This is a genomic window from Microvirga sp. CF3062, from assembly GCF_036314045.1.
Classification (GTDB): domain Bacteria; phylum Pseudomonadota; class Alphaproteobacteria; order Rhizobiales; family Beijerinckiaceae; genus Microvirga.
On record NZ_JAYGGN010000005.1, the window covers coordinates 323,720 to 343,627 of the forward strand.

At 63.7% G+C, this 19,908-nt stretch carries 19 protein-coding genes; 10 read left to right on the forward strand and 9 right to left on the reverse strand.

Annotation, left to right across the window (positions count from 1 at the left end; genetic code table 11):
* Positions 1 to 20 precede the first annotated feature (20 nt).
* The 4 genes from VB618_RS11730 to VB618_RS11745 all read left to right on the forward strand — a co-directional run bounded on the left by VB618_RS11730 (position 21) and on the right by VB618_RS11745 (position 4,290).
* On the forward strand, positions 21 to 1,175 hold the full coding sequence (locus VB618_RS11730; RefSeq protein ID WP_329796830.1) for a trans-sulfuration enzyme family protein: 1,155 nt from the start codon (positions 21 to 23) through the stop codon (positions 1,173 to 1,175).
* A 303-nt stretch (positions 1,176 to 1,478) separates the two neighbouring features.
* Positions 1,479 to 3,422 (forward strand): bifunctional 2',3'-cyclic-nucleotide 2'-phosphodiesterase/3'-nucleotidase, encoded by a 1,944-nt coding sequence (locus VB618_RS11735; protein WP_329796831.1) that lies wholly within the window; start codon positions 1,479 to 1,481, stop codon positions 3,420 to 3,422.
* Between the two features lie 79 nt (positions 3,423 to 3,501).
* On the forward strand, positions 3,502 to 3,957 hold the full coding sequence (locus VB618_RS11740; protein ID WP_329796832.1) for a hypothetical protein: 456 nt from the start codon (positions 3,502 to 3,504) through the stop codon (positions 3,955 to 3,957).
* A 189-nt stretch (positions 3,958 to 4,146) separates the two neighbouring features.
* The gene (locus VB618_RS11745) at positions 4,147 to 4,290 is read left to right on the forward strand and encodes a hypothetical protein (protein WP_329796833.1); all 144 of its coding nucleotides are present in this window, start codon (positions 4,147 to 4,149) and stop codon (positions 4,288 to 4,290) included.
* A gap of 137 nt (positions 4,291 to 4,427) precedes the next feature.
* Here VB618_RS11745 and VB618_RS11750 read toward each other — a convergent pair whose 3' ends face one another.
* Positions 4,428 to 5,318, reverse strand: a complete 891-nt coding sequence (locus VB618_RS11750) for a YihY/virulence factor BrkB family protein (protein WP_329796834.1) — start codon at positions 5,316 to 5,318, stop codon at positions 4,428 to 4,430.
* A 209-nt stretch (positions 5,319 to 5,527) separates the two neighbouring features.
* On the opposite strand from VB618_RS11750, the gene VB618_RS11755 reads away from it, so the two are divergent.
* Complete coding sequence (locus VB618_RS11755; RefSeq protein WP_329796835.1) at positions 5,528 to 6,394, forward strand: DMT family transporter; 867 nt, start codon at positions 5,528 to 5,530, stop codon at positions 6,392 to 6,394.
* Positions 6,395 to 6,445: 51 nt separating this feature from the next.
* On the opposite strand, the gene VB618_RS11760 is transcribed toward VB618_RS11755, so the two are convergent.
* The 5 genes from VB618_RS11760 to VB618_RS11780 form a co-directional block, all read right to left on the reverse strand.
* Positions 6,446 to 6,610: a hypothetical protein gene (locus VB618_RS11760; protein ID WP_329796836.1), complete on the reverse strand. Its 165-nt coding sequence runs from the start codon at positions 6,608 to 6,610 to the stop codon at positions 6,446 to 6,448.
* 126 nt (positions 6,611 to 6,736) lie between these two features.
* Entirely contained in the window at positions 6,737 to 7,828 is a 1,092-nt protein-coding gene (locus tag VB618_RS11765) for a TRAP transporter substrate-binding protein (protein ID WP_329796837.1), read from the reverse strand.
* A gap of 163 nt (positions 7,829 to 7,991) precedes the next feature.
* Positions 7,992 to 8,606, reverse strand: a complete 615-nt coding sequence (locus tag VB618_RS11770) for a hypothetical protein (RefSeq protein WP_329796838.1) — start codon at positions 8,604 to 8,606, stop codon at positions 7,992 to 7,994.
* Positions 8,607 to 8,727: 121 nt separating this feature from the next.
* The gene (locus tag VB618_RS11775; RefSeq protein ID WP_329796839.1) at positions 8,728 to 9,459 is read right to left on the reverse strand and encodes a DUF4142 domain-containing protein; all 732 of its coding nucleotides are present in this window, start codon (positions 9,457 to 9,459) and stop codon (positions 8,728 to 8,730) included.
* Between the two features lie 78 nt (positions 9,460 to 9,537).
* Positions 9,538 to 10,818 (reverse strand): glycoside hydrolase, encoded by a 1,281-nt coding sequence (locus VB618_RS11780; protein WP_329796840.1) that lies wholly within the window; start codon positions 10,816 to 10,818, stop codon positions 9,538 to 9,540.
* Between the two features lie 186 nt (positions 10,819 to 11,004).
* Here VB618_RS11780 and VB618_RS11785 point away from each other — a divergent pair, with 186 nt between their 5' ends.
* On the forward strand, positions 11,005 to 12,111 hold the full coding sequence (locus tag VB618_RS11785) for a S1C family serine protease (protein WP_329796842.1): 1,107 nt from the start codon (positions 11,005 to 11,007) through the stop codon (positions 12,109 to 12,111).
* Positions 12,112 to 12,210: 99 nt separating this feature from the next.
* A complete protein-coding gene (hpf, locus tag VB618_RS11790) occupies positions 12,211 to 12,651 on the forward strand; it encodes a ribosome hibernation-promoting factor, HPF/YfiA family (RefSeq protein ID WP_329796843.1) in 441 nt (146 codons plus the stop codon).
* 281 nt (positions 12,652 to 12,932) lie between these two features.
* Here the strand turns inward: hpf and clpB are convergent, their stop codons facing one another.
* On the reverse strand, positions 12,933 to 15,554 hold the full coding sequence (gene clpB, locus VB618_RS11795) for an ATP-dependent chaperone ClpB (RefSeq protein ID WP_329796844.1): 2,622 nt from the start codon (positions 15,552 to 15,554) through the stop codon (positions 12,933 to 12,935).
* Positions 15,555 to 15,839: 285 nt separating this feature from the next.
* On the opposite strand from clpB, the gene VB618_RS11800 reads away from it, so the two are divergent.
* Both VB618_RS11800 and VB618_RS11805 read left to right on the forward strand, forming a co-directional pair.
* Positions 15,840 to 16,163 carry a hypothetical protein gene (locus tag VB618_RS11800; protein ID WP_329796845.1) on the forward strand — a complete coding sequence of 108 codons (324 nt, stop codon included), beginning with the start codon at positions 15,840 to 15,842 and terminating at the stop codon, positions 16,161 to 16,163.
* A gap of 6 nt (positions 16,164 to 16,169) precedes the next feature.
* On the forward strand, positions 16,170 to 16,433 hold the full coding sequence (locus VB618_RS11805) for a hypothetical protein (protein ID WP_329796846.1): 264 nt from the start codon (positions 16,170 to 16,172) through the stop codon (positions 16,431 to 16,433).
* Between the two features lie 113 nt (positions 16,434 to 16,546).
* Here VB618_RS11805 and VB618_RS11810 read toward each other — a convergent pair whose 3' ends face one another.
* Positions 16,547 to 17,278 (reverse strand): Crp/Fnr family transcriptional regulator, encoded by a 732-nt coding sequence (locus tag VB618_RS11810; RefSeq protein ID WP_329796847.1) that lies wholly within the window; start codon positions 17,276 to 17,278, stop codon positions 16,547 to 16,549.
* Between the two features lie 164 nt (positions 17,279 to 17,442).
* Here VB618_RS11810 and VB618_RS11815 point away from each other — a divergent pair, with 164 nt between their 5' ends.
* Positions 17,443 to 18,225: an MOSC domain-containing protein gene (locus VB618_RS11815; RefSeq protein WP_329796848.1), complete on the forward strand. Its 783-nt coding sequence runs from the start codon at positions 17,443 to 17,445 to the stop codon at positions 18,223 to 18,225.
* Between the two features lie 396 nt (positions 18,226 to 18,621).
* On the opposite strand, the gene VB618_RS11820 is transcribed toward VB618_RS11815, so the two are convergent.
* The gene (locus VB618_RS11820; RefSeq protein ID WP_329796849.1) at positions 18,622 to 19,668 is read right to left on the reverse strand and encodes a DUF4167 domain-containing protein; all 1,047 of its coding nucleotides are present in this window, start codon (positions 19,666 to 19,668) and stop codon (positions 18,622 to 18,624) included.
* Between the last annotated feature and the right edge of the window lie 240 nt (positions 19,669 to 19,908).

Sequence of the window (19,908 nt, forward strand, 5' to 3'; positions counted from 1 at the left end):
CGCTCTCCGGAGGTTCCCCCATGTCGTCATCGCGTTCCCCATGGTCGAAGCGCAGCCTGACCGCTCAAGCCATGGGCCATGTGGACCCGATCACCAAGGCGGTCGTGATGCCCATTCATGTGGCGACCACCTATATCCGCGATGAAGACAATGCCTATTCCTCCGGCTTCGTCTATGGCCGGCCGGACAATGCCACCATCCGCGAGGCGGAAGAAGTGCTGGCGATGCTGGAAGAGGCCGAGGCCGGCGCGCTCCTGTTCTCCTCCGGCATGGCGGCGGCCACCGCCGTGTTCCAGGCCCTCGATCCGGGCGATCACATCGTGGCGTCCAAGGTCATGTACTGGGCCCTGCGCAACTGGCTGATGACGGAAGCCGTGCGCTGGGGCCTCAAGGTCGATTTCGTCGAGACGGACAATCTCGATGCTCTGCGCGAGGCCGTGAAGCCCGGCGCAACCAAGCTGGTCTGGATCGAGACGCCCTCCAACCCGCTCTGGACCATCACGGATATCGCCGGTGCCGCCGAGATCGCGCACGCGGCCGGCGCGCGGCTTGCGGTCGATTCCACCACCGCTTCGCCGATCCACACCCGCCCGCTGAACCTCGGCGCCGACATCGTCATGCATGCGGCTACCAAGGTGTTGAACGGCCATTCCGACGTGGTGGCGGGTGCGCTTGCGGGCGCCAAGGCGGATGCGTTCTGGGCGCGCATCGCCAATATCCGCAAGATGCAGGGCGCGGTCCTCGGGCCGTTCGAGGCCTATCTCCTGATGCGCGGCATGCGCACGCTCCATGTGCGCACGGCAGCCCAGGCCAAGAGCGCGCTCGATCTCGCGCAGCGCTTCTCCGCCCATCCGAAAGTGGCCCGCGTGCTCTATCCCGGCCTGCCGCAGCATCCCGGCCACGACATCGCTGCCCGGCAGATGGAGAACGGCTTCGGCTACATGCTCTCGATTCAGGTGTCGGACGGCGAGGCCGCGGCGATCCGCACAGCCGCCCGGGTGGGTCTGTGGAAGCGGGCGACGTCGCTGGGCGGCGTCGAGAGCCTGATCGAGCACCGCGCCTCCATCGAGGGGCCTGGAACCCCATGCCCGCCGGATCTGCTGCGCCTGTCCACCGGGATCGAGGATGTCGAGGACCTCTACCGGGATCTCGATGAGGCTTTGCGGGCGTCCTAGTTCCAGCTGTCTTCCCGGACGAGCAAAGTGAGATCCGGGATCGGGTGCAGAATAAAACGCAATTTTCCCTCCTCCTTGTGGGGAGGGATTAAGGGTGGGGGTGTGAGCGCTGAACTGGACCAGCGTGGCGCCGGCACCCCCACCTCCAACTCCTCCCCACAAGGGGGAGGAGGGTTTGGGATGCGCTTGTCCCCGTTATTAGCTCACCTCTTAGCCGCCTATATTGATCTTGTCATAAAACCTGTGCTTCTCTCGGCTAAGGCGAACGCTGTTTCGTAAAACGATAAGCCTAAGGGAAGACACATGACACAATCCATTACCCGCCGTCGCGTCCTGCAGACCGGCGTGGCCGCTGCCGCTCTCACCGGGATGTCCCAGGTCAGCTGGGCTGCCGGTCCGGTCGTGAAGCTCCGCATCCTGGAGACCACCGACCTTCACGTGAACATCTTCCCTTACGACTACTACCGCGACGCGGCCGACGAGACGGTGGGTCTCGCCCGCACGGCCACCCTGGTGAAGGGCGCCCGCGCCGAGGCCAAGAACAGCCTGCTGTTCGACAATGGCGACCTGATCCAGGGCTCGCCGCTCGGCGATTTCGTCGCCTACCGTCAGGGCATGAAGAAGGGCGATGTTCATCCCATGGTCGCCGCCATGAACGAGCTCAACTACGATTGCGGCACGCTCGGCAATCACGAGTTCAATTACGGCCTCGAGTTCCTGCAGAACGCCATGGGCACGGCCAAATTCCCGCTGGTCTGCGCCAACGTGCTGAAAGCCAATGGCGAGACCCTGCAGAAGCCCTGGCTCGTCCTCGACCGCGAGTTCACCGATGAATCCGGTGCCAAGCAGAAGATCAAGATCGGCGTGATCGGCTTCGTGCCGCCGCAGATCGTTCAGTGGGACAAGTCGCATCTCGACGGCAAGGCCACAACGATCGACATCGTCGATGCGGCGAACAAGCATGTGCCTGACCTGAAGAAGGCCGGCGCCGATATCGTCGTGGCACTCTGCCATTCCGGCATCGCCGGCGGCGAGCGCAAGGGCGGCGAGGAGAATGCGGCCCTGCATCTGGCCAAGGTCGAGGGCATCGACGTGATCCTCACCGGCCACCAGCATTTCACGTTTCCGGGCGGCAAGGAGTTCAACAACATTCCCGGCGTCGACGTGCAGAAGGGCACGCTGCACGGCAAGCCTGCCGTCATGGCCGGCTTCTGGGGCAGCCATCTCGGCCTCATCGACTTGGAGCTCACCAAGGAGGGCAATGCCTGGAAGGTTGCGAATTTCCGCACCGAGGCGCGCCCGATCTACGATCGTGTCGACCGCAAGGTGGTGGCGAAGGTGGAATCGGACGCAGCCGTGATGGCGGCAGCAAAAGCAGGCCATGAGGCGACGCTGAAATACGTGCGCGAGCCCGTCGGTACGACGGCCGTTCCGATCCACTCCTACTTCTCGCTCGTGTCGGACGATGCCTCCGTGAAGCTCGTGACCGAGGCGCAGGCCTGGTACGTGGCCGATCAGCTAAAGGCCTCCGCCTTCAAGGATCTGCCGATCTTGTCCGCAGGCGCGCCGTTCAAGGCCGGCGGCCGCGGCGGCCCGAACTATTTCACCGAGATCAAGCCCGGCCCGCTCGCCATCAAGGACATGGCGGACATCTACATCTATCCGAACACGATCCGCGTGGTGAAGATCACAGGTGCTCAGGTGCGCGAGTGGCTCGAGCGTTCGGCCGGCATCTACAACCAGATCGACGTAGCCAAAGGCGGCGAGCAGGAGCTCATCAATTCCAAGTTCCCGGCCTACAACTTCGACGTGATCGCCGGTGTGCAGTACAAGATCGACCCGACGCAAGCCTCGCGCTACGACGACAACGGCAAGGTCGTGAATGCCGATGCGCGCCGCATCAAGGAACTGACCTACAACGGCAAGCCCGTGACGGACGACCAGCAGTTCCTCGTGGTGACGAACAACTACCGCGCGGGCGGCGGCGGCAACTTCCCCGGCGCGGACGGCACCACCATCGTGTTCGAGGCGCCGGACCTGACCCGCGATGCCATCATGCGTTTCATTCTCGAGAAGAAGGAAGTGTCTCCGAAGGCTGACGGCTCCTGGGCACTCGCGGTTCCGGCCGGCGTGACCATGACCTTCACCACCGGCCCGAACGCCGCCAACTATCAGCCGGCCGGCATCAAGGTCGAGAAGATGGGCGATGCGCCGGAAGGCTTCGTGAAGTACAAGATCGTGAGCTGATCCTCACGTCACCGCAATGAGAGGCGGCCGGGCGCGAGCCCGGCCGTTTCAGCTTGGCAGGCTGCTTATGACACCGCGAATGTTTTTCGACGAAGTGGTTCAACCGAACATGGTTGATGCACTGGAGAACCCCGACGATCCTCGCGCGACCGCCAACGCAATCCTAACTATGGATGCTCTTTCCGGAATTACGTTCTGGTATCTGCATGCCAAGGGCGATGCGTCTGCAACGAAGCACGGCACCAATGATTCTGCCTATAAGGCTGATCTTGCGAACGCATCGGAGGCTTTCCGGGCACTCCGAGACGCTGCCTTTTCATTGAAGCATGGCAAATTGACCAGCGGCAACCGCCTCATGGACGACGCTGGCGACATGATCGTCGAGCCGAACGTTCTCGGATATTTCAGGGCGGGGGACAGGCTGGGAAGTGCTCTGGTCTACTTGGATTTGTCGACAGGTCGCGTGGCCGCTCGCGATATCATCAGCGAAGCTTTCCACTTTCTCGAAGAACTCGTGGAGAGTCTCCCGCACTAGCTGTCAGGTTTCGTTCCATATGACCTGAATTCGCCAAAATCCTGCGATATCAACGCCATGGACTTCGGCCACACTTACAAATGACGCATTGCCTCTGTATAGTATCTCAATCAGCGATTCCTTAGTCGACCGCTGCCCTTTTGGGCGCATGGTGCGTCTCGAAGCTCCTCAGGCTTTGGAGCATGAGCCATGCCCGTCGATCTCCCCCCGCAGAAGAAGCTTGCCCAGACCGTTCCAGCCTCATGGAACCTGGTCTTTGATCGTTCCCTGAACTGGCTCGCCGTTGTTGTCGGTCTCGGACTCTGCCTCTGGATCATCACCCTCGGCACGTGAAGGGAAACCTGCTCTTGAATCCGGACAACCAACGCAAGCACCCCTGGCTCAGCCTCATCGGCATTGCTGCCATCGGCCTGTTCGGGCTCGTCCTGATGGTGATCCTCACCCCCTGAATCCTTCGATAGACTGTCCGGTCAGGGCAGGGCGATCACGTCTTTCAGGTGCTCGGGCTTCGGTTCCTTGCCGAGGCGGCGGCGCTTGGCCAGGATGATGGTGCCGTTGAGCTCTCCACCGAACAGGAAGATCGCGCTCAGAGTGTAGAGGAAGATCAGCGCCACCATGGCGGTGGCCAGCCCCCCATAGGTGGAGGCGTAGGCCCCCGGATAAAACTCCAGATACCAGCTGAAGGCGAAGCCGCCGAGGAGCCAGAGGGCCAGCGTCACGCCCACGCCCGGCAGCACCGCGCGCAAACTCCGCCGCCCCGATGGGACGAGCTTGTAGGCGAGCAGCAGGCCCACCACGATGACGGTGGTTGCAACGCCGATGCGCAGGAATGCGATCATACCGTCGAAGGGCTGCAGCGCCGGCACCCAGGCGAGCACGAATCGCCACAGGAACGGGCCGAGCACCACGAGCAGGGCGAGGGCCAGCAGCATGAGCGCTCCGGCGATCACGAAGGCGATTGATTCGAGCCGCGTCAGCCACCAGGCGCGGGTCTCGCGCACACCATAGGCACGGTTGAGCCCGACCCGCAGGCTCTCGACGCCGCTCGATGCGAAATAAAGGGCGAGCACGAGGCCGAGGGTCACCACGTCGCTGCGCTTGACCGAAAGAATATTGTGCACCTCGCCCGCGATGGGGCCGGCGATCTCCCGAGGCCAGGCTTCCAGGATGATGTCCGCCACCTCGTCCGCCAGGGTCCCGGTGCCGAACAGGCTCGCCAGCGCCGTCACCAGGATGAGAAACGGAAACATGGAGGTCAGCACCGAGAGGGCGATATGGCTCGCGATCGCCCAGGCATCGTGCAGCACGAAGCGGGTGGACGCGATGGCGACGAGTTCGAGCCAGAGGCGAAGGCGGTTCAACAGCGGGGTCTCCAGGAGGCGGGAGATGGTGCGGCAGGGGTCAAGGGCAAGGAAATGTCCTGTGTCAGGCTATCAGGTTTCGGAGAGCCGGGGCCACTCTGCTGTGACCTCGACGTCGACATTTGGATGAGGTTGCACGGATCGACAAACACTGAGGCTCGGGCCTACAAGGCCTTTCCTCTCTTACGGCTTCCACTCTGCATCACCCCATGAACCCATCCCTCTTCGCCCGCCTTGCGCCGCCACTCTTCGTGCTCATCTGGGCCACCGGCTTCGTCGTGGCGCGCCTCGTGGCGCCTTATGCCGAGCCGCTGACGTTTCTGTTCGTGCGCTACGTGCTCGCCACCCTCGTGCTGGCCGGCATCGTCGTGGTGGCGCGGGTCTCCTGGCCGCGCAGGTGGAGCGACTGGCGCAACAGCATGATCGCCGGGGTTCTCCTGCACGGATTCTATCTCGGGGGCGTGTTCTGGGCGGTCAAGCATGGGCTGCCGGCCGGGATATCCGCCCTCGTGGCCGGCCTCCAGCCGCTGGCCACGGGCCTTCTCGCCGGGCCTCTGCTGGGCGAGCGGGTGTCGCCGCGGCGCTGGGCCGGGATCGGCATCGGCTTCATGGGGGCAGCTCTCGTGGTGGCTCCGAAGCTCGGGGATGGCGGCGTGCCGCCGCTGGCGCTCTTCATCTGCGTGCTTGGCATGCTCTCCATCACCTTCGGGACGATCTGGCAGAAGCGTACCGGCAGCAATCTCGACCTGCGGGTCAATGCGACCATCCAATATATCGGCGCTGCCATCGTCACCCTGCCGCTGATGCTGCTGCTGGAAGAAGGGCGCATGGACCTCACGCTGCCGCTCCTCGGCGCGCTCGCCTGGGCAGTGTTCGGTCTCTCCATTGGAGCCATCGGGCTGCTGCTGTTCCTGATCCGGCAGGGCGCCGTGGTGGGCGTAGCGACATTGCTTTATCTCGTGCCGCCGGTTGCGGCCCTCATGGCCTTCGTGTTCTTCGGTGAGACCCTGAGCCTGATCCAGCTCGCCGGCATGGCTCTCGCGGCCTTGGGCGTCGCGGTGGCAAGCCGCAACTGAGAACAAGCAAAACACCCCAGGCGGGCCTGGGGTGCGATGAACGTTCGAGATTTACTTCGTGATCTTCACGGAAACCGGATCGCTGGCGGGAAAGGTCTCTTCCACGCCCTCATCGAGAAGCTCTTCCTGGTGCTTCTTCTTGTTCTCGGCCTGCTTATCGTCGTCGCGCTTGGTGTTGTCCTGCTCGGACTTCTCACTGCGTTTCTGATCCGTCATGGCTGTCTCCCTTATCGGATCGCTTGTTTCTGTCGTGGAGACAACGCATCAGGCCAAGCTCTGATCCTCCCTTCGCCGAAATGAAAACGGCGCCTTTCGGCGCCGTTTTTGTTCATCGAGAAACGCTCAGCGCGGCTGGCCCTGCTGCTGGTTGACGAAGTAGTCGAAGGGCAGCTCGGCGATGCGGAACCAGGTGAGCTCCTTCTCGCGGAAGACGTTCCAGGAATCGTACACCTTCTTGAACTTGGCGTTGGATGCCGCGAGTTCGCCGTAGAGCTTGTAGGCTTCCTTGTAACTCTGCTCCATGATGTCACGCGGGAAGGGTCGCAGCTGCACGCCCTGACCCACGAGGCGGCGGATCGCGTCGGCATTCTGCGCATCATACTTCGCCACGCACATGGCATTGGCCTCGGCGCAGGCGGCTTCCAGAATCGCCTTGTAGTTGGCGGGCAGCTCGTTCCACTTGTTCATGTTCACGTAGAGCGAGGGCTGCGCGCCGCCTTCCCAGAAGCCTGGGTAGTAGTAGTACTGGGCCACCTTCACGAAGCCGAGCTTCTCGTCGTCGTGCGGGCCGGAGAACTCGACCGCATCGAGGGTGCCGCGCTCCAGCGCCGGATAAATGTCGCCAGCGGCGAGCACCTGGGGCACCACGCCGAGCTTCTGCATGATCTGGCCGCCCATGCCGGCGATGCGCATCTTCAGGCCGTTCAGGTCCGCGATGGACTTGATCTCCTTGCGGAACCAGCCGCCCATCTGCGCGCCGGTCTGGCCGGCCGGGATCGGGTAGACGTTGTAGTCCTTCATGAACTCGCGCACGAGGTCGAGGCCGCCGCCGTAGTACATCCAGGCATTGTGCTGGCGCACGTTCATGCCCCACGGCACCGAGGTCTCGAACATGAAGGTCGGGTCCTTGCCGATGAAGAAGCTCGACAGGGTGTAGGAGCACTCGACCGTGCCGTTCTGCGTGGCGTCGAGGGTCTGAAGCGCGCCGACGATCTCGCCGGCAGCGAACGGCTGGATCTGAAACTTGTTGTCCGTGGCGGCGGCCACCCGCTTGGAGATCATCTCGCCTGCGCCGAAGAGCGTATCGAGGCTTTTCGGATAGGCCGATGCCATGCGCCAGCGGACGTCCGGTTGCGCCTGCGCGATGGCCGGGGATGCGACCGCGCCTGCTGCAGCTGCCAGACCTGCGCCTTTGAGAACGTTTCTTCTGTCCATGAGCGTTTCCTCGACCGTTTTATGTCGTCACTGCCGGTTCGGCTGAACAATCCTTAAAGCGGGAGGCCGGGGGCTGTCACTCCACCTTCCGTAGAGACAGCTATGCAGTGGCGTCATCCCGGATGGCTGATTCCCTCCGGGATGACGCGATTATGAGCACCAGCTAGCGCTCTTCGTTACCGCCCTTCGAGAGGGGCCGCTGCTGCTGGCCGCTATGGGCGCGGGCAGAACGCTTCGGCGGCTTCTCGTCGCCCGTGGAGGAGGTCGACTTTCCGCCGGATTGGCTAGCCGTGGGATGGCCGCGCACCAGGGTGCCCTTGGGCACGTCCACGGCGTTGCCGGGAGCCGGCACCCGGGCGCGGGAGGCCGCCCCGCCGCTCATGCCCGTAGGTCCCAGCGAGCCTTCCGTCTGAGCTGTGCGAGGCGCCGGGCTCTTGTTGGCGGTAGTGTTGACGCCCTCGGCGATCTCCTCGTTCGACATCTGGAAGCCGGCATCGTCGTCTTCCTCCTCCGGAACCTCCTTGAAGGAGTGAAGGCCTGCATTCGAGCCGCTCTTCACGCGGTTGTCGTCCACGTGGCTGATGTCGAGATCGGGATCGAGCTTTTTCGAGGCACCCATCACGCCGGTCGCCTTGGCGGCCGCGCGTTTGGTGTTGCCGACATCGTTGCGCTGAGTCGGTCCTGCGACGAAGTCGTCGCCGGTCTCTTCCTGCGCGATCTCGTTCAGCACTTCATCGACAGGCGGCTCGGGAGGGCGGCCTCGTTTGTCTTGCGCCATGGGGCTATTCCTCTTCTTGGGTTTCAGCAGACTGATGGCTAAAAAGTCTCGCAGAGCCAACGTCCTGTTCGGGACGGGTGTTCCGACCCTGCGACCGTGAAAAGCAGGGCTGGACGATGCTCTAGCGGCCAAGCTCCTTCTGGATGTCCTGCAGCATGGTCAGATGCTCCTGGATCTGATTGCGTGCGAGCTTGGCGACATTCGTGGTCTCACGGTTGCCGGAGCCCTGCTTGAGATAATCCTCCTGCAGCTTCAGCAATTCCTGGTGCCCCTGGATCTGCAGCGCGACGTAATCCTTCTCGAAGGCGGCTCCCGCTGACGCTTTCGACAGACGCTCCATTGCCTGCGCGTCCTTTGCCGGCAGCTCAGGTGCGGTTGAGGCTGCAGCCTGAGCCCCGCGAGTGGTGGACGCAGTGGCGTTCGGGTCGGCGAAGGAATGCATGATCTCGGTGAGCAGGTTCTGCTCGCCGACCTCGAACTCCGCGAACTGTTTCACACGCGGATTCTGCGCCTTGGTGAGAGCGAAGTTCGATTGCTGCAGCGACACGGTGCTCAGTGCCAGTGCCTGCTGTATGTACTGCCGGTCTGCCTGCGACTGCTCCTGACCCATGGCGGCCGGTGCGCTGTTGGCCTGACCCTGGCGGGCCTGGGTCTGCGTATCCTGCGGCGCGCCGCCCTGCTGCGTACGCTGCTGGCGCTCCTGCGCATTCTGCCCGAGGGCCGGATTGGTTTGGCCTTCGGCGGGCTGCGGCGTGACGGAAAACGGAATGGCCTGGTTCTGTTGAACCTGCTGGGCCAGGGCGGGAACGGCAAACGCGGCCATGAGGCTGGCGATCACGAGATGTCGTGACATCGAGGATTCTCCTGCAATCGGACTGTGAGAGCGAACGTTTGCGGGAATGTTTGGTTCAGGCGCCAAGCGAAGCCGCCGTCAGTGCCAGTTCTTATCCGAACTCATCTGCATCGTGTCGGCTGCATGCTTGATGTCGTCGAGATTGACGGGATCGCTGAACGGATCCTCGTCGAGCTCTGTCACCCGGTTCAACCGCTTCTGCCAGCGCCGCAGCTCGTCGATATAGGGCTGGTAAGGTACGCGCTTCAGGCGTCCGTTCTCCTCCACCAGATCGCACAGGCCGTTGTGCAGCCATCCGCCCTTGTGCCAGTCGGGCATGTCGACGGCGGGGAACAGGCACACCCCGTGCAGGTCGATGCCCTTGCGCACGGCGGCAAGCGATTCCTCGACGATGTCGCACAGCCAGTCGGGGCGGCCCTCGCGCAACCCGCTCGTCTCGCCGACGATCATCGGGCGGCGGTAGCGCTCCCAGGCGAAGGTGAGCAGATCGCCCAACGGCCGGATGCGCTCGTCATGCGGCTCCAGCGAGGCGTGCGGGCCGTTCTCGCGGTATTCCATCTGGCCGAACGAGTAGGCGTTGACGCCGACGATATCGAGCACCTCCGGTGAACCGCCAAGCTCCGGGTGGCGCCGTCCGGCGATCACGTCCCAGGCATAGAACGTGTCCGTAAAGGTTTCGTGATCCGCCTCGTCCTTGAGGTCGGGGCGGTCTCGCGGCGCGACCACGAGAATGAGCGGATCGATGTGGACCATGCGCGCTTGCGCGTCGACCTCGCGGATCGCCTTCACGGCCGCGATGTCGGCTTTGCACAGGGCAAGGCGCAGGCGGCGGCGGTCTTCGTCGGACTTGCGGAACGGCGCCGTCCAGCCCCATTCGCCGCCCATGAAGGCGAAGAAGGTGATCTCGTTGATCGGCGTGAAGAAATGCGGTCCCCGGATCCGCGGCGTCACGTATTCCGCCGCCGCTTTTGTATAAGATGAGAAGCGCTCAGCGAAGTCGGGGGCGAAAGGATCGACATCGTCGGGATAGCCGTAATGGCACAGGTCCCAGATCGGCAGTATCTGGTGGCGGTTCATGGCTGCGATAAAGGGATCGAGCCCCGAGAAGTCGTAAGTGCCGCCCTTGTCCACGAGGGGCCAGGGAATGCCCTGGCGCGCCACAGCAATGCCGAGCGAGCGCAGGAAGGCGTAATCCTCGTCCACATGCTCGCGGTGCTGGGTCTCGGCCACGAGATCCCGGCGGCCCTGATCCTTCCAGATAAAGGTGGAGCACTCGAACCCGGACAGAAAGAAGGTCGGGAAGATGCCCGCATGAACAGCAGGACGGGTCGCGCCTCCCGGCGGTGACGGATCATGCAAGGCAGCATCCTCCTGAATCAACCGAACAGGTGAGGACTTGCCTTTCGCCGGGCAAGCTCAACCATCCATCCGCAGGGACAAGCAGGTGGCGGACACAGGGTTCCTTGAACGAGACGCATCGATTCGAGATGAACTTCGATCAAGCGTGTCCGTTGTGAGAGGGGCTGATCAGGAGCAGGAGGCACGATGCAGGACCGGACGACGCGAATCATCATGCTGGTCGTGGCGGTGCTGCTCGCCATCCTAGTGCTGCAGCCTTACGTGAACTCCTATTTTTATTCCGCCCGAGAGCCGCGGCCCGTCGCGGCACGGGGCGATCTGGCGGAGTTCGAGCGCACGACGATCCAGGTTTTCGAGACGGTGGCGCCCTCGGTGGTGCAGGTGGTGGCGCTGCAGGGGCGCGGACGGACGACTGAGGCTGAGCCGGCCGGTTCCGGCACGGGCTTCGTGTGGGACGCGGCAGGGCATGTGGTGACGAACCATCACGTGGTGGAAAACGGTGCTTCCTTCGCTGTGCGTTTCGCCTCCGGTGAGGTGCGTCCGGCCGAGGTGATCGGACGGGCGCCGAACTACGATCTCGCGGTCCTGCGGCTCCAGCGCCAGGGGTCTCTGCCGGCGCCCGTGAACGTCGGAAGCTCGGCCGACCTGAAGGTGGGGCAGACGGCCTATGCCATCGGCAATCCGTTCGGTCTCGACCAGTCGCTCACCACAGGCGTCGTCAGCGCGCTCAAGCGTCGCCTGCCCACCAGCGGCGGGCGCGAGGTCGCCGACGTGATCCAGACCGACGCAGCAATCAACCCAGGGAATTCGGGCGGCCCGCTGCTCGATTCCGCCGGGCGGCTGATCGGCGTCAACACGGCGATCTATTCGCCCTCCGGTACCAGCGCAGGCATCGGCTTCGCGATTCCTGTCGACGTGGTGAACCGGGTCGTGCCGGAACTCATCCGCACCGGCCGCGTGCCGACACCGGGCATCGGCATTCTCGCCGGCGACGAGACGCTCGCCGCTCAGCTTGGTGTGACCGGCGTGGTCGTGGCGGATGTGGTGCCGGGCTCGCCGGCCGATCGGGCAGGGCTTCGCGGGGTGGACCAGCGGGCCGGCATCATCGGCGATGTCATCGTGGGTGTCGAGGATGCGCCTGTGCGCCACCTGTCGGACCTGACCGACAGGCTCGAGCGGGTCGGCGTGGGCAACACGGTCAAGCTTCAAATCGTCCGCGACAACCGCTCCGAGACCATCGAGGTCGCCGTGGTCGATGTGGAGCAGCAGGGTGGGCGGGCCCGCAGACCCTAAACAGCATATAACCTTGGCAGGACAGGTTTTGTTTCATGGACAGCGAAACCTTCTTGCAGTCGCGCCGTTAGCCATCGAACCTTCACCAAGGAGGAGCGAATGGATCTCGAAGGCGCCGATAACAACATCCTGGTGCAAAGCTCGACTGTCGATCTGGGCGACAACTTCCCCGAATATGCGAAAACGAACATCCGTCAGGTCGCCGGAAAATATTTTGGGCGGTTGAGCACGGCCACCGTGCACGTTGCCCGCGAAGGCATCACTTATCGGTGCACGGTCAACATGCAGATGGGCGCGCTCAAGATCATGAGCGGCGAAGCCAAGGACAAGGACCTCTATACCGCCTTCCGGGCTGCCCTGCAGAAAACCGCCAAGCAGCTTCGCCGTTTGAAGCGTGAACTGCGTGAGGATAAGGGCGAGCGCACCGACAAGGACAGGCTCTTGCGTGAAGGCGCACGATCACCCGCTCCGGACCGCGCTATCGACGATGCCGGTCTGCCGATGAACGACGAAGACGATTTCCGCGTGGCGGCGGAGTAACCACACATCACCCCCTCCACGTCATCACCGGCCTTGTGCCGGTGATCTCGCTTTCGAGAGGCGCCGCGCTCTTCCAACCGGGATGGCCGGGACGAGCCCGGCCATGACGTGGAGAGTGTCATCCCTGGCGGCCGAAGGCTGGGAAGGGGATCCACGATCAGGCTCAGCGCCATGGATGCCTTTCCCCTTTGCTGCGCTCCGGCCGGAATGACACTGAATTGCTGACATACAACAATGGCCGGGCGAGCGCCCGGCCATTTTCTTTTTCCAATCGTTACAGCTTAATTCAGCCGCACGCCCTGCGGCGGGCGCTCGGTGCCGCTGACCGTGACGTCGCCGATCATCAGGCCCATGGGACCCGCATGCACCGGCACGGTCTCGCCGTCCTTGATATCGCCGGCAAGAATCAGCTCCGCCAGCGGGTCCTGCACGTGCTTCTGGATCACGCGCTTCAATGGACGCGCGCCATAGGCTGGATCGTAACCCTTGTTGGCAAGCCAGGCACGGGCTTCCTCGTCGAGCTCGAGGGTGATCTTGCGATCGGTGAGCAGCTTCTGCAGGCGGCCGAGCTGAATGTCCACGATTGCGCCCATCTCGCTGCGCTGCAGCCGGTGGAACAGGATGATCTCGTCCACCCGGTTGAGGAACTCGGGCCGGAAGTGCTGACGCACCACGCCCATGACCTCGTCGCGCACCTCGTCCGTGTCATGGCCTTCCTTCTGGTTCACCAGATACTCGGCGCCCAGGTTCGAGGTCATGATAATGAGCGTGTTGCGAAAGTCCACGGTGCGGCCCTGGCCGTCCGTGAGGCGTCCGTCGTCGAGCACCTGCAGCAGCACGTTGAACACGTCCGGATGCGCCTTCTCGATCTCGTCGAACAGCACCACCTGATAGGGCCTGCGGCGGACGGCTTCGGTGAGCGCGCCGCCTTCCTCGTAGCCCACATAGCCGGGAGGCGCGCCGATGAGCCGGGCGACCGAGTGCTTCTCCATGTATTCCGACATGTCGAGGCGGACGAGTGCGGTCTCGTCGTCGAACAGGAACCCTGCCAGCGCCTTGGTCAGCTCCGTCTTGCCGACGCCTGTTGGGCCGAGGAACATGAACGAGCCCATGGGCCGGTTCGGATCCTGCAATCCTGCACGCGAGCGCCGCACGGCGGTGGAGACGGCCGTCACGGCCTCGGCCTGGCCGACGACGCGCTTGGCGATCGCCTGCTCCATCTGCAGCAGCTTCTCGCGCTCGCCCTCCAGCATCTTGTCGACAGGCACGCCGGTCCAGCGGGAGACGACGCCTGCCACGTGGTCGGGTGTCACGGCCTCTTCCATCAGCCCGCCGCCATCGGCGTGGGCCTCCACATCCGTAAGCTGCTTCTCCAGGCCCGGAATGACCCCGTAGGAGAGTTCGCCGGCCTTGGCCCAATCGCCGTTGCGTTGTGCAGTGGCCAGCTGGTTGCGGGCCTCCTCGAGCTTCTTCTTGAGATCGGCCGCGGTGCCGAGCTTGTCCTTCTCGGCCTTCCAGCGGGCGGTGATGGAAGCGGACTGCTCCTCGAGCTCTGCCAACTCCTTCGTGAGGCGCTCGAGGCGATCGCGGGAAGCCGCATCCGTCTCCTTCTTGAGAGCCTCCTGCTCGATCTTGAGGCGCACGATCTCGCGGTCGATGTTGTCGAGTTCTTCCGGCTTCGAGTCGACCTGCATGCGCAGACGCGACGAGGCCTCATCGACGAGGTCGATCGCCTTGTCCGGCAGGAAGCGGTCGGTGATGTAGCGGTTCGACAGCGTGGCTGCGGCCACGAGCGCCGAGTCGGTGATGCGCACGCCGTGATGCTGCTCGTACTTCTCCTTGAGGCCGCGCAGGATCGACACGGTGTCTTCCACCGTGGGCTCGCTCACGAAGACCGGCTGGAAACGACGGGCGAGCGCCGCGTCCTTCTCCACGTGCTTGCGGTACTCATCAAGCGTGGTCGCGCCGACGCAGTGCAGCTCGCCGCGGGCGAGCGCAGGCTTCAGGAGGTTCGACGCATCCATGGCGCCATCGGCCTTGCCGGCGCCGACCAGCGTGTGCATCTCGTCGATGAACAGGATGATGCCGCCCTCAGCCGACGTCACTTCGCTGAGCACGCTTTTAAGGCGCTCCTCGAACTCGCCGCGATATTTGGCACCCGCAATCAGCGATCCCATGTCGAGCGCGAGCAGCTGCTTGTCCTTCAAGCTCTCCGGCACGTCGCCGTTGACGATTCGCAAAGCCAAGCCTTCGACGATGGCGGTCTTGCCGACGCCTGGCTCGCCGATGAGCACCGGGTTGTTCTTGGTGCGCCGCGAGAGAACCTGGATCGTGCGGCGTATTTCCTCGTCGCGGCCGATCACGGGATCGAGCTTGCCGTCGCGGGCCGCCTCGGTGAGGTCGCGGGCATATTTCTTCAGCGCATCATAGGCGTTCTCCGCCGTCGCGTTGTCGGCGGTGCGGCCCTTGCGCAGGGTGTTGATGGCGGTGTTGAGGCCCTGCGCGGTCACGCCGGCCTGGGCCAGGATCTTTCCGGCGTCCGAGTCCTTCTCGACAGCCAGCGCCAGCAGCATCCGCTCGACGGTGACATAGGAATCGCCCGCCTTCTCGGCGGCCTTCTCGGCGGTGTCGAAGAAGCGCATCAGGTCGCGGGTAGCCTGGGGCTGGGCAGCGGAGCCGGAGACCTTCGGCTGCTTGGCGAGCCATTGCTCGACCGCCGCATGGGCGTCACGGGAGCGTCCGCCGGCCCGGTCGATGAGACCGGCGCAGAGGCCCTCCGGATCGTCCAGCAGGACTTTCAGGACGTGGCCCGGCGACAGCTGCGGATGGCCTTCCCGCATGGCGAGATTCTGGGCCGCCTGAACGAAGCCCCGGGCCCGCTCGGTGTATTTCTCGAAATTCATCAATCATCCCTCCTCAGGTCGGCCCGCCCTCTTGGAGGCACAGGCCAACCCTGCGATGTCGGACCCTCATCGACGAGGCATCCGCTCAAGCATCGGACTCAAAAGTGGATTCCACTTTTGGGGTCCATCCGATGCTCATTTTTAGGTGCGCATCGTTTGGCCCGGAAAACCGGATCCACTTTTCCGTACGATGCGCTTTAATTGGTGTGTCCCATTCGCCACAACAAGAGGGGGAACCGGCTCGCCGCGCTGGCATTGACCCAGCAACGATTTGAGGAGGTTCCCATGACACGCGACCCGCGTTCGGAGGCCGAAAAAGCCCGTGCCGACCTTGCCCGCAACGCGGAGATGGGTTTGGGCGTGCCGCAAAGCCCAGTCGAGCAGCAGCCCTCCGTGACGCCGGAGACCTTCGGCGACACCACCGAGAACGGCCGGGTGATCCGGGACGATCAAGGTGGGAAGGCCAACGAGGCGGCCCGCGACATCGGCGATTCCACCGGCACCATCGCGACCTCCCGCGACATCCCCGTCTCGCGTCAGAACGTCAAAGCCCCGCCGACCCATCGCAGCGACGAAGAGGACGGCGTCCTCTCCCGCGCCAAGGAGTAAGTCACTATGGCCCTTTCAGACATTTTTTCCATGTTCAGCCCCAAGAAGCGCAAGGCCGAGAAGGCCCGCGAGGAGCTGATGGCCAATGCCGAGAAGGCGCTGCGCATGAAGCAGGAGGCCGGCCCCCAGAGCAATATCCCTGAGCACCAGACCGCCAACGAGGGCATGAACCCTAAGACCACCAACGAGGATCATATCCCGGCTCGTGAGGGCTACTTCGAGCCCGAGCTCAAGCGCACCAAGGTCGCCCGCTCGGGGGATGCCTCATAAGCCCGAGTTCACTTGGTTGAAAGCAACAGAGCCCTGCCATGTGGCAGGGCTTTTTACGCGCATTGCCGCCGAACAATCTCAAGGAACCCGCTCACTGCGGCAGGCATCCCTATTCAGCCCCGCTGATAGGTATGCGGCAGAAGCTGCTCGAATTTCTGCCTGATGACTTCGTAGCATTCGCAGGAGGCAGCCTCGAGACCTGGGCGATCCGTAACCGTGATGATGCCTCTGCCCAGACGGATCAGCCCTTTGTCCTGAATGGCCCGGGCAACGTCACTGACCGTCGAGCGCTGAACCCCGAGCATTTCCGCCAGGAACTCCTGGGTGAGCGGCAGATCAGGCTGGCCTGCGCGATCCTGGCTCATGAGGATCCAGCGGCAGCAACGGGCTTCCACGCTGTGAACGGCGTTGCACGCCACGGCTTGGAGCGTTTGTGCCATGAGCGCTTCTGTAAAGCGCAGGACGAGCTGCTGGATGGCCGGCCGAGCCGCCATGGCCTCGTGCATCGTGTTGAGTTCGGTTCGAGAGGCCGTGCCGCTGAGCTGGACGATATAGCGCCCGAACGATTGGCGGGTCACGAATGCGCTCACCAGGCCGAACAATCCCTCACAGCCGAAAGTCGCCATCTCGACGGACTTGCCGTCATGCATGATGGTGACGAGGGACACCATGCCATCGTGAGGAAAGTAGGTATGCACGATGGTCTCACCGACCTCGTAGAGGGTCTGACCTCGCTGCAGGTCGACGATGGCGAGATGCGGCTCCAGAAATGCAAAATCGTCCGGCGCCAGGGCCGCTAAAAGTCGGTTGTCCTGATGCTGCGTTGTTCTCTGAACCTGTGCCATGGCAGAGGCCCCGAATCAGCCGGTATAAGCCCCATGTGGCCTAACGCGCCGATGGGGTGGTTCGGTCCACAGGCCGGTGAATTCGCAAGGCACGAGCTCGCAACCCGGGCATAGCACTCGCGTTCACCTTGCTCGTCTCAAGCTGAGACCGTATCCATGGCTGCATGACCATCCGCATCGCCTCGCTCCAGCGCTATCCCGTCAAAGGCCTCTCGCCCGAAGCCCTGTCCTCGATCACCCTCAAGAAGGGGGACTACTTTCCCGGCGACCGGCTCTTTGCCATCGAGAACGGCCCGGCCGGGTTCGAGCCGGGCAACCCGCAGCATCAGCCCAAGATCAAGTTCCTGATGCTGATGCGGAACGAGAGCCTGACGCGGCTGAAAACCCGCTACATCGACTCCATCACGACCCTGTTCATCGAGCAGGGCGGTCGCGAGGTGGCCCGCGGCGATCTCTCCACCCCCGGGGGGCGTCTTGCCATCGAGGCCTACTTCCGCCGCTTCATGCCGAAGGAACTGCGCGGCCCGCCGAAGGTGCTCACCGCCCCGGACGGCTTCCGCTTCACCGATTCCCGGCGCGGCTTCGTCTCGCTCATCAATCTCGCCAGCGTGCGGGAGCTGGAAAACGTGGTCGGCGCGCCCGTCGATCCTCTGCGCTTTCGCGGCAACATCCACATCGAGGGGCTCGCGCCCTGGGCCGAGTTCGATCTCGTCGGCCAGGTGCTGACCGCAGCCTCGGGCGTGCGCCTGAAAATCACCAAGCGCATCGAGCGCTGCGCCGCCACCAACGTGGACCCGGACACCGGCATCCGCGACCTGGAGATCCCCAAGAGCCTGATGAAGGCCTATGGGCATTTCGATTGCGGCATCTATGCCGAGGTGGTGGGTGACGGTTCGCTCGAAGCAGGCGGGAGCCTGGAGCGGGAGCAGGCCGAACTGGCGCTTTGATTTGCCCACCACAGACCTGCCCTTGCCAATGTGCATTACTCAAGCAAATCTAATGTTATGCCGAGTTCGCGGCATGGAGAGCGTAGATGGAGCAGAAACGCGTTAGGCTTCTGATCGCTCTCGGCATTTTCGTTACATCGATTATGACCGCCATAGCTGTTTGGCTGGGGTCGTCTCACCTTGCCTTGGCTCTGATCTCCGGCCTGATGACGGGATTGGCTCTCCTGAGCCTCTATTCCCTCCTAGCTTGGATTTTTGAGTGGCCGAAGTTGAAGTGGGACGACGTTTGGGCTGTGGGCTATCTGCTACCTTGAGCGGCATGCCCCACCTCGAAAGCAGGCAACAAAAAAGGGAGAGCCTGGCTCTCCCTTTTTCGTATCGCAGTTCTGATCTGCCTTATTCGGCGGCCGGGGTCTCGACCGGATCCGGGGTGAAGCCCCCGTTCTCGGCATTAGCCGCGTCGATCATCTCCTGGCGGGTGCGGCGGCGGCGGCGAGGACGGGTCGCAGCCTCGTCGTTGGCCGCTTCCTGCATCACCGGCGCGGGGGCCGGAGCCTCCGTCTCAGTCATCGGAGCGGGTGTACGGACCGGGTTCGTCAGGAAGGCCGGCAGGGTGCCCTGGTCGGACGCCTCGTCATCCCGGCGGCGGTCGCGCGGGAAGCGCTCACGACGGTCACCACGCTCGAAGCGGTCATTGCGCTCCGGGCGATCGGTACGTTCGGGACGGTCGCCGCGATCCTGACGGTCGTTACGCTCGGGGCGGTCGCCACGGTCGAAGCGGGCAGGGCGCTGTTCATTGCGCTCGGTGCGCTCGCCGTTCTCGGAGCGGGCCTCGAAGGGCTGCTCGTCGCGCGGCTGGAAGTCCTGGCGCGGAGCGCGGTCGCGCGGCTGAAAGCGCTCGCGACGGTCGCCGCGATCCTGGCGGTCGTTGCGCTCCGGACGATCGGTGCGCTCGGGACGGTCACCCCGGTCCTGACGGTCGTTACGCTCGGGGCGATCCCCTCGGTCGAAACGCGGCTGGCGCTCGGCCCGGTTCTCGTAAGGCTGTGGCTGGGAGCCGTAATCGCCCTCGTCACCGTTGCCTAAGTCCTGGCCGCCGCCCGCACGCTCGAAGTTCGGGCGCTCACCCTGGGTGAAGCCTTCTTCCTCGTTGCCATCCTCATCGAGGGACCGCTGCTGCTGGTAGCCGTACTGCTCGCGCAGCTGCTCCTGGGCGGCCGCAATGATGCGGAGATAGTGCTCGGCGTGCTGGAAATAGTTCTCGGCCGCCACCGGGTCGCCGCTGGACTGGGCATCGCGGGCAAGCTGGCTGTATTTCTCGGCGACATGCTGAGCCGTGCCGCGGATCTTCACGTCCGGGCCGTTCGACTCATAGCTCTTCGTCAAGGGATTGGGACCCTTGTTATTGTTGTTACTGCGGTTGTTGTTGGGACGACCGCGCATACGCCTGTTTTGTCCTGGTCTCATTTTTCGCTCTACGAGCCTCGCTGGTTCTTTAAAGCCCACGCGATATGCAAGCCAATATTCAACGAACGGGCTCAACGCCCACCGTTCGCGTGGCAAACCGTCTGTCGTTCAGCCATAGCCTTCAAGAAGCTCGGCCATCCTTCAGTGTCGGGTTCAGGTGATCGCGCCAGGCCGTTTCGTTTAAAGGCCCCTGCCTGCGCGATTGATATCGTTTGG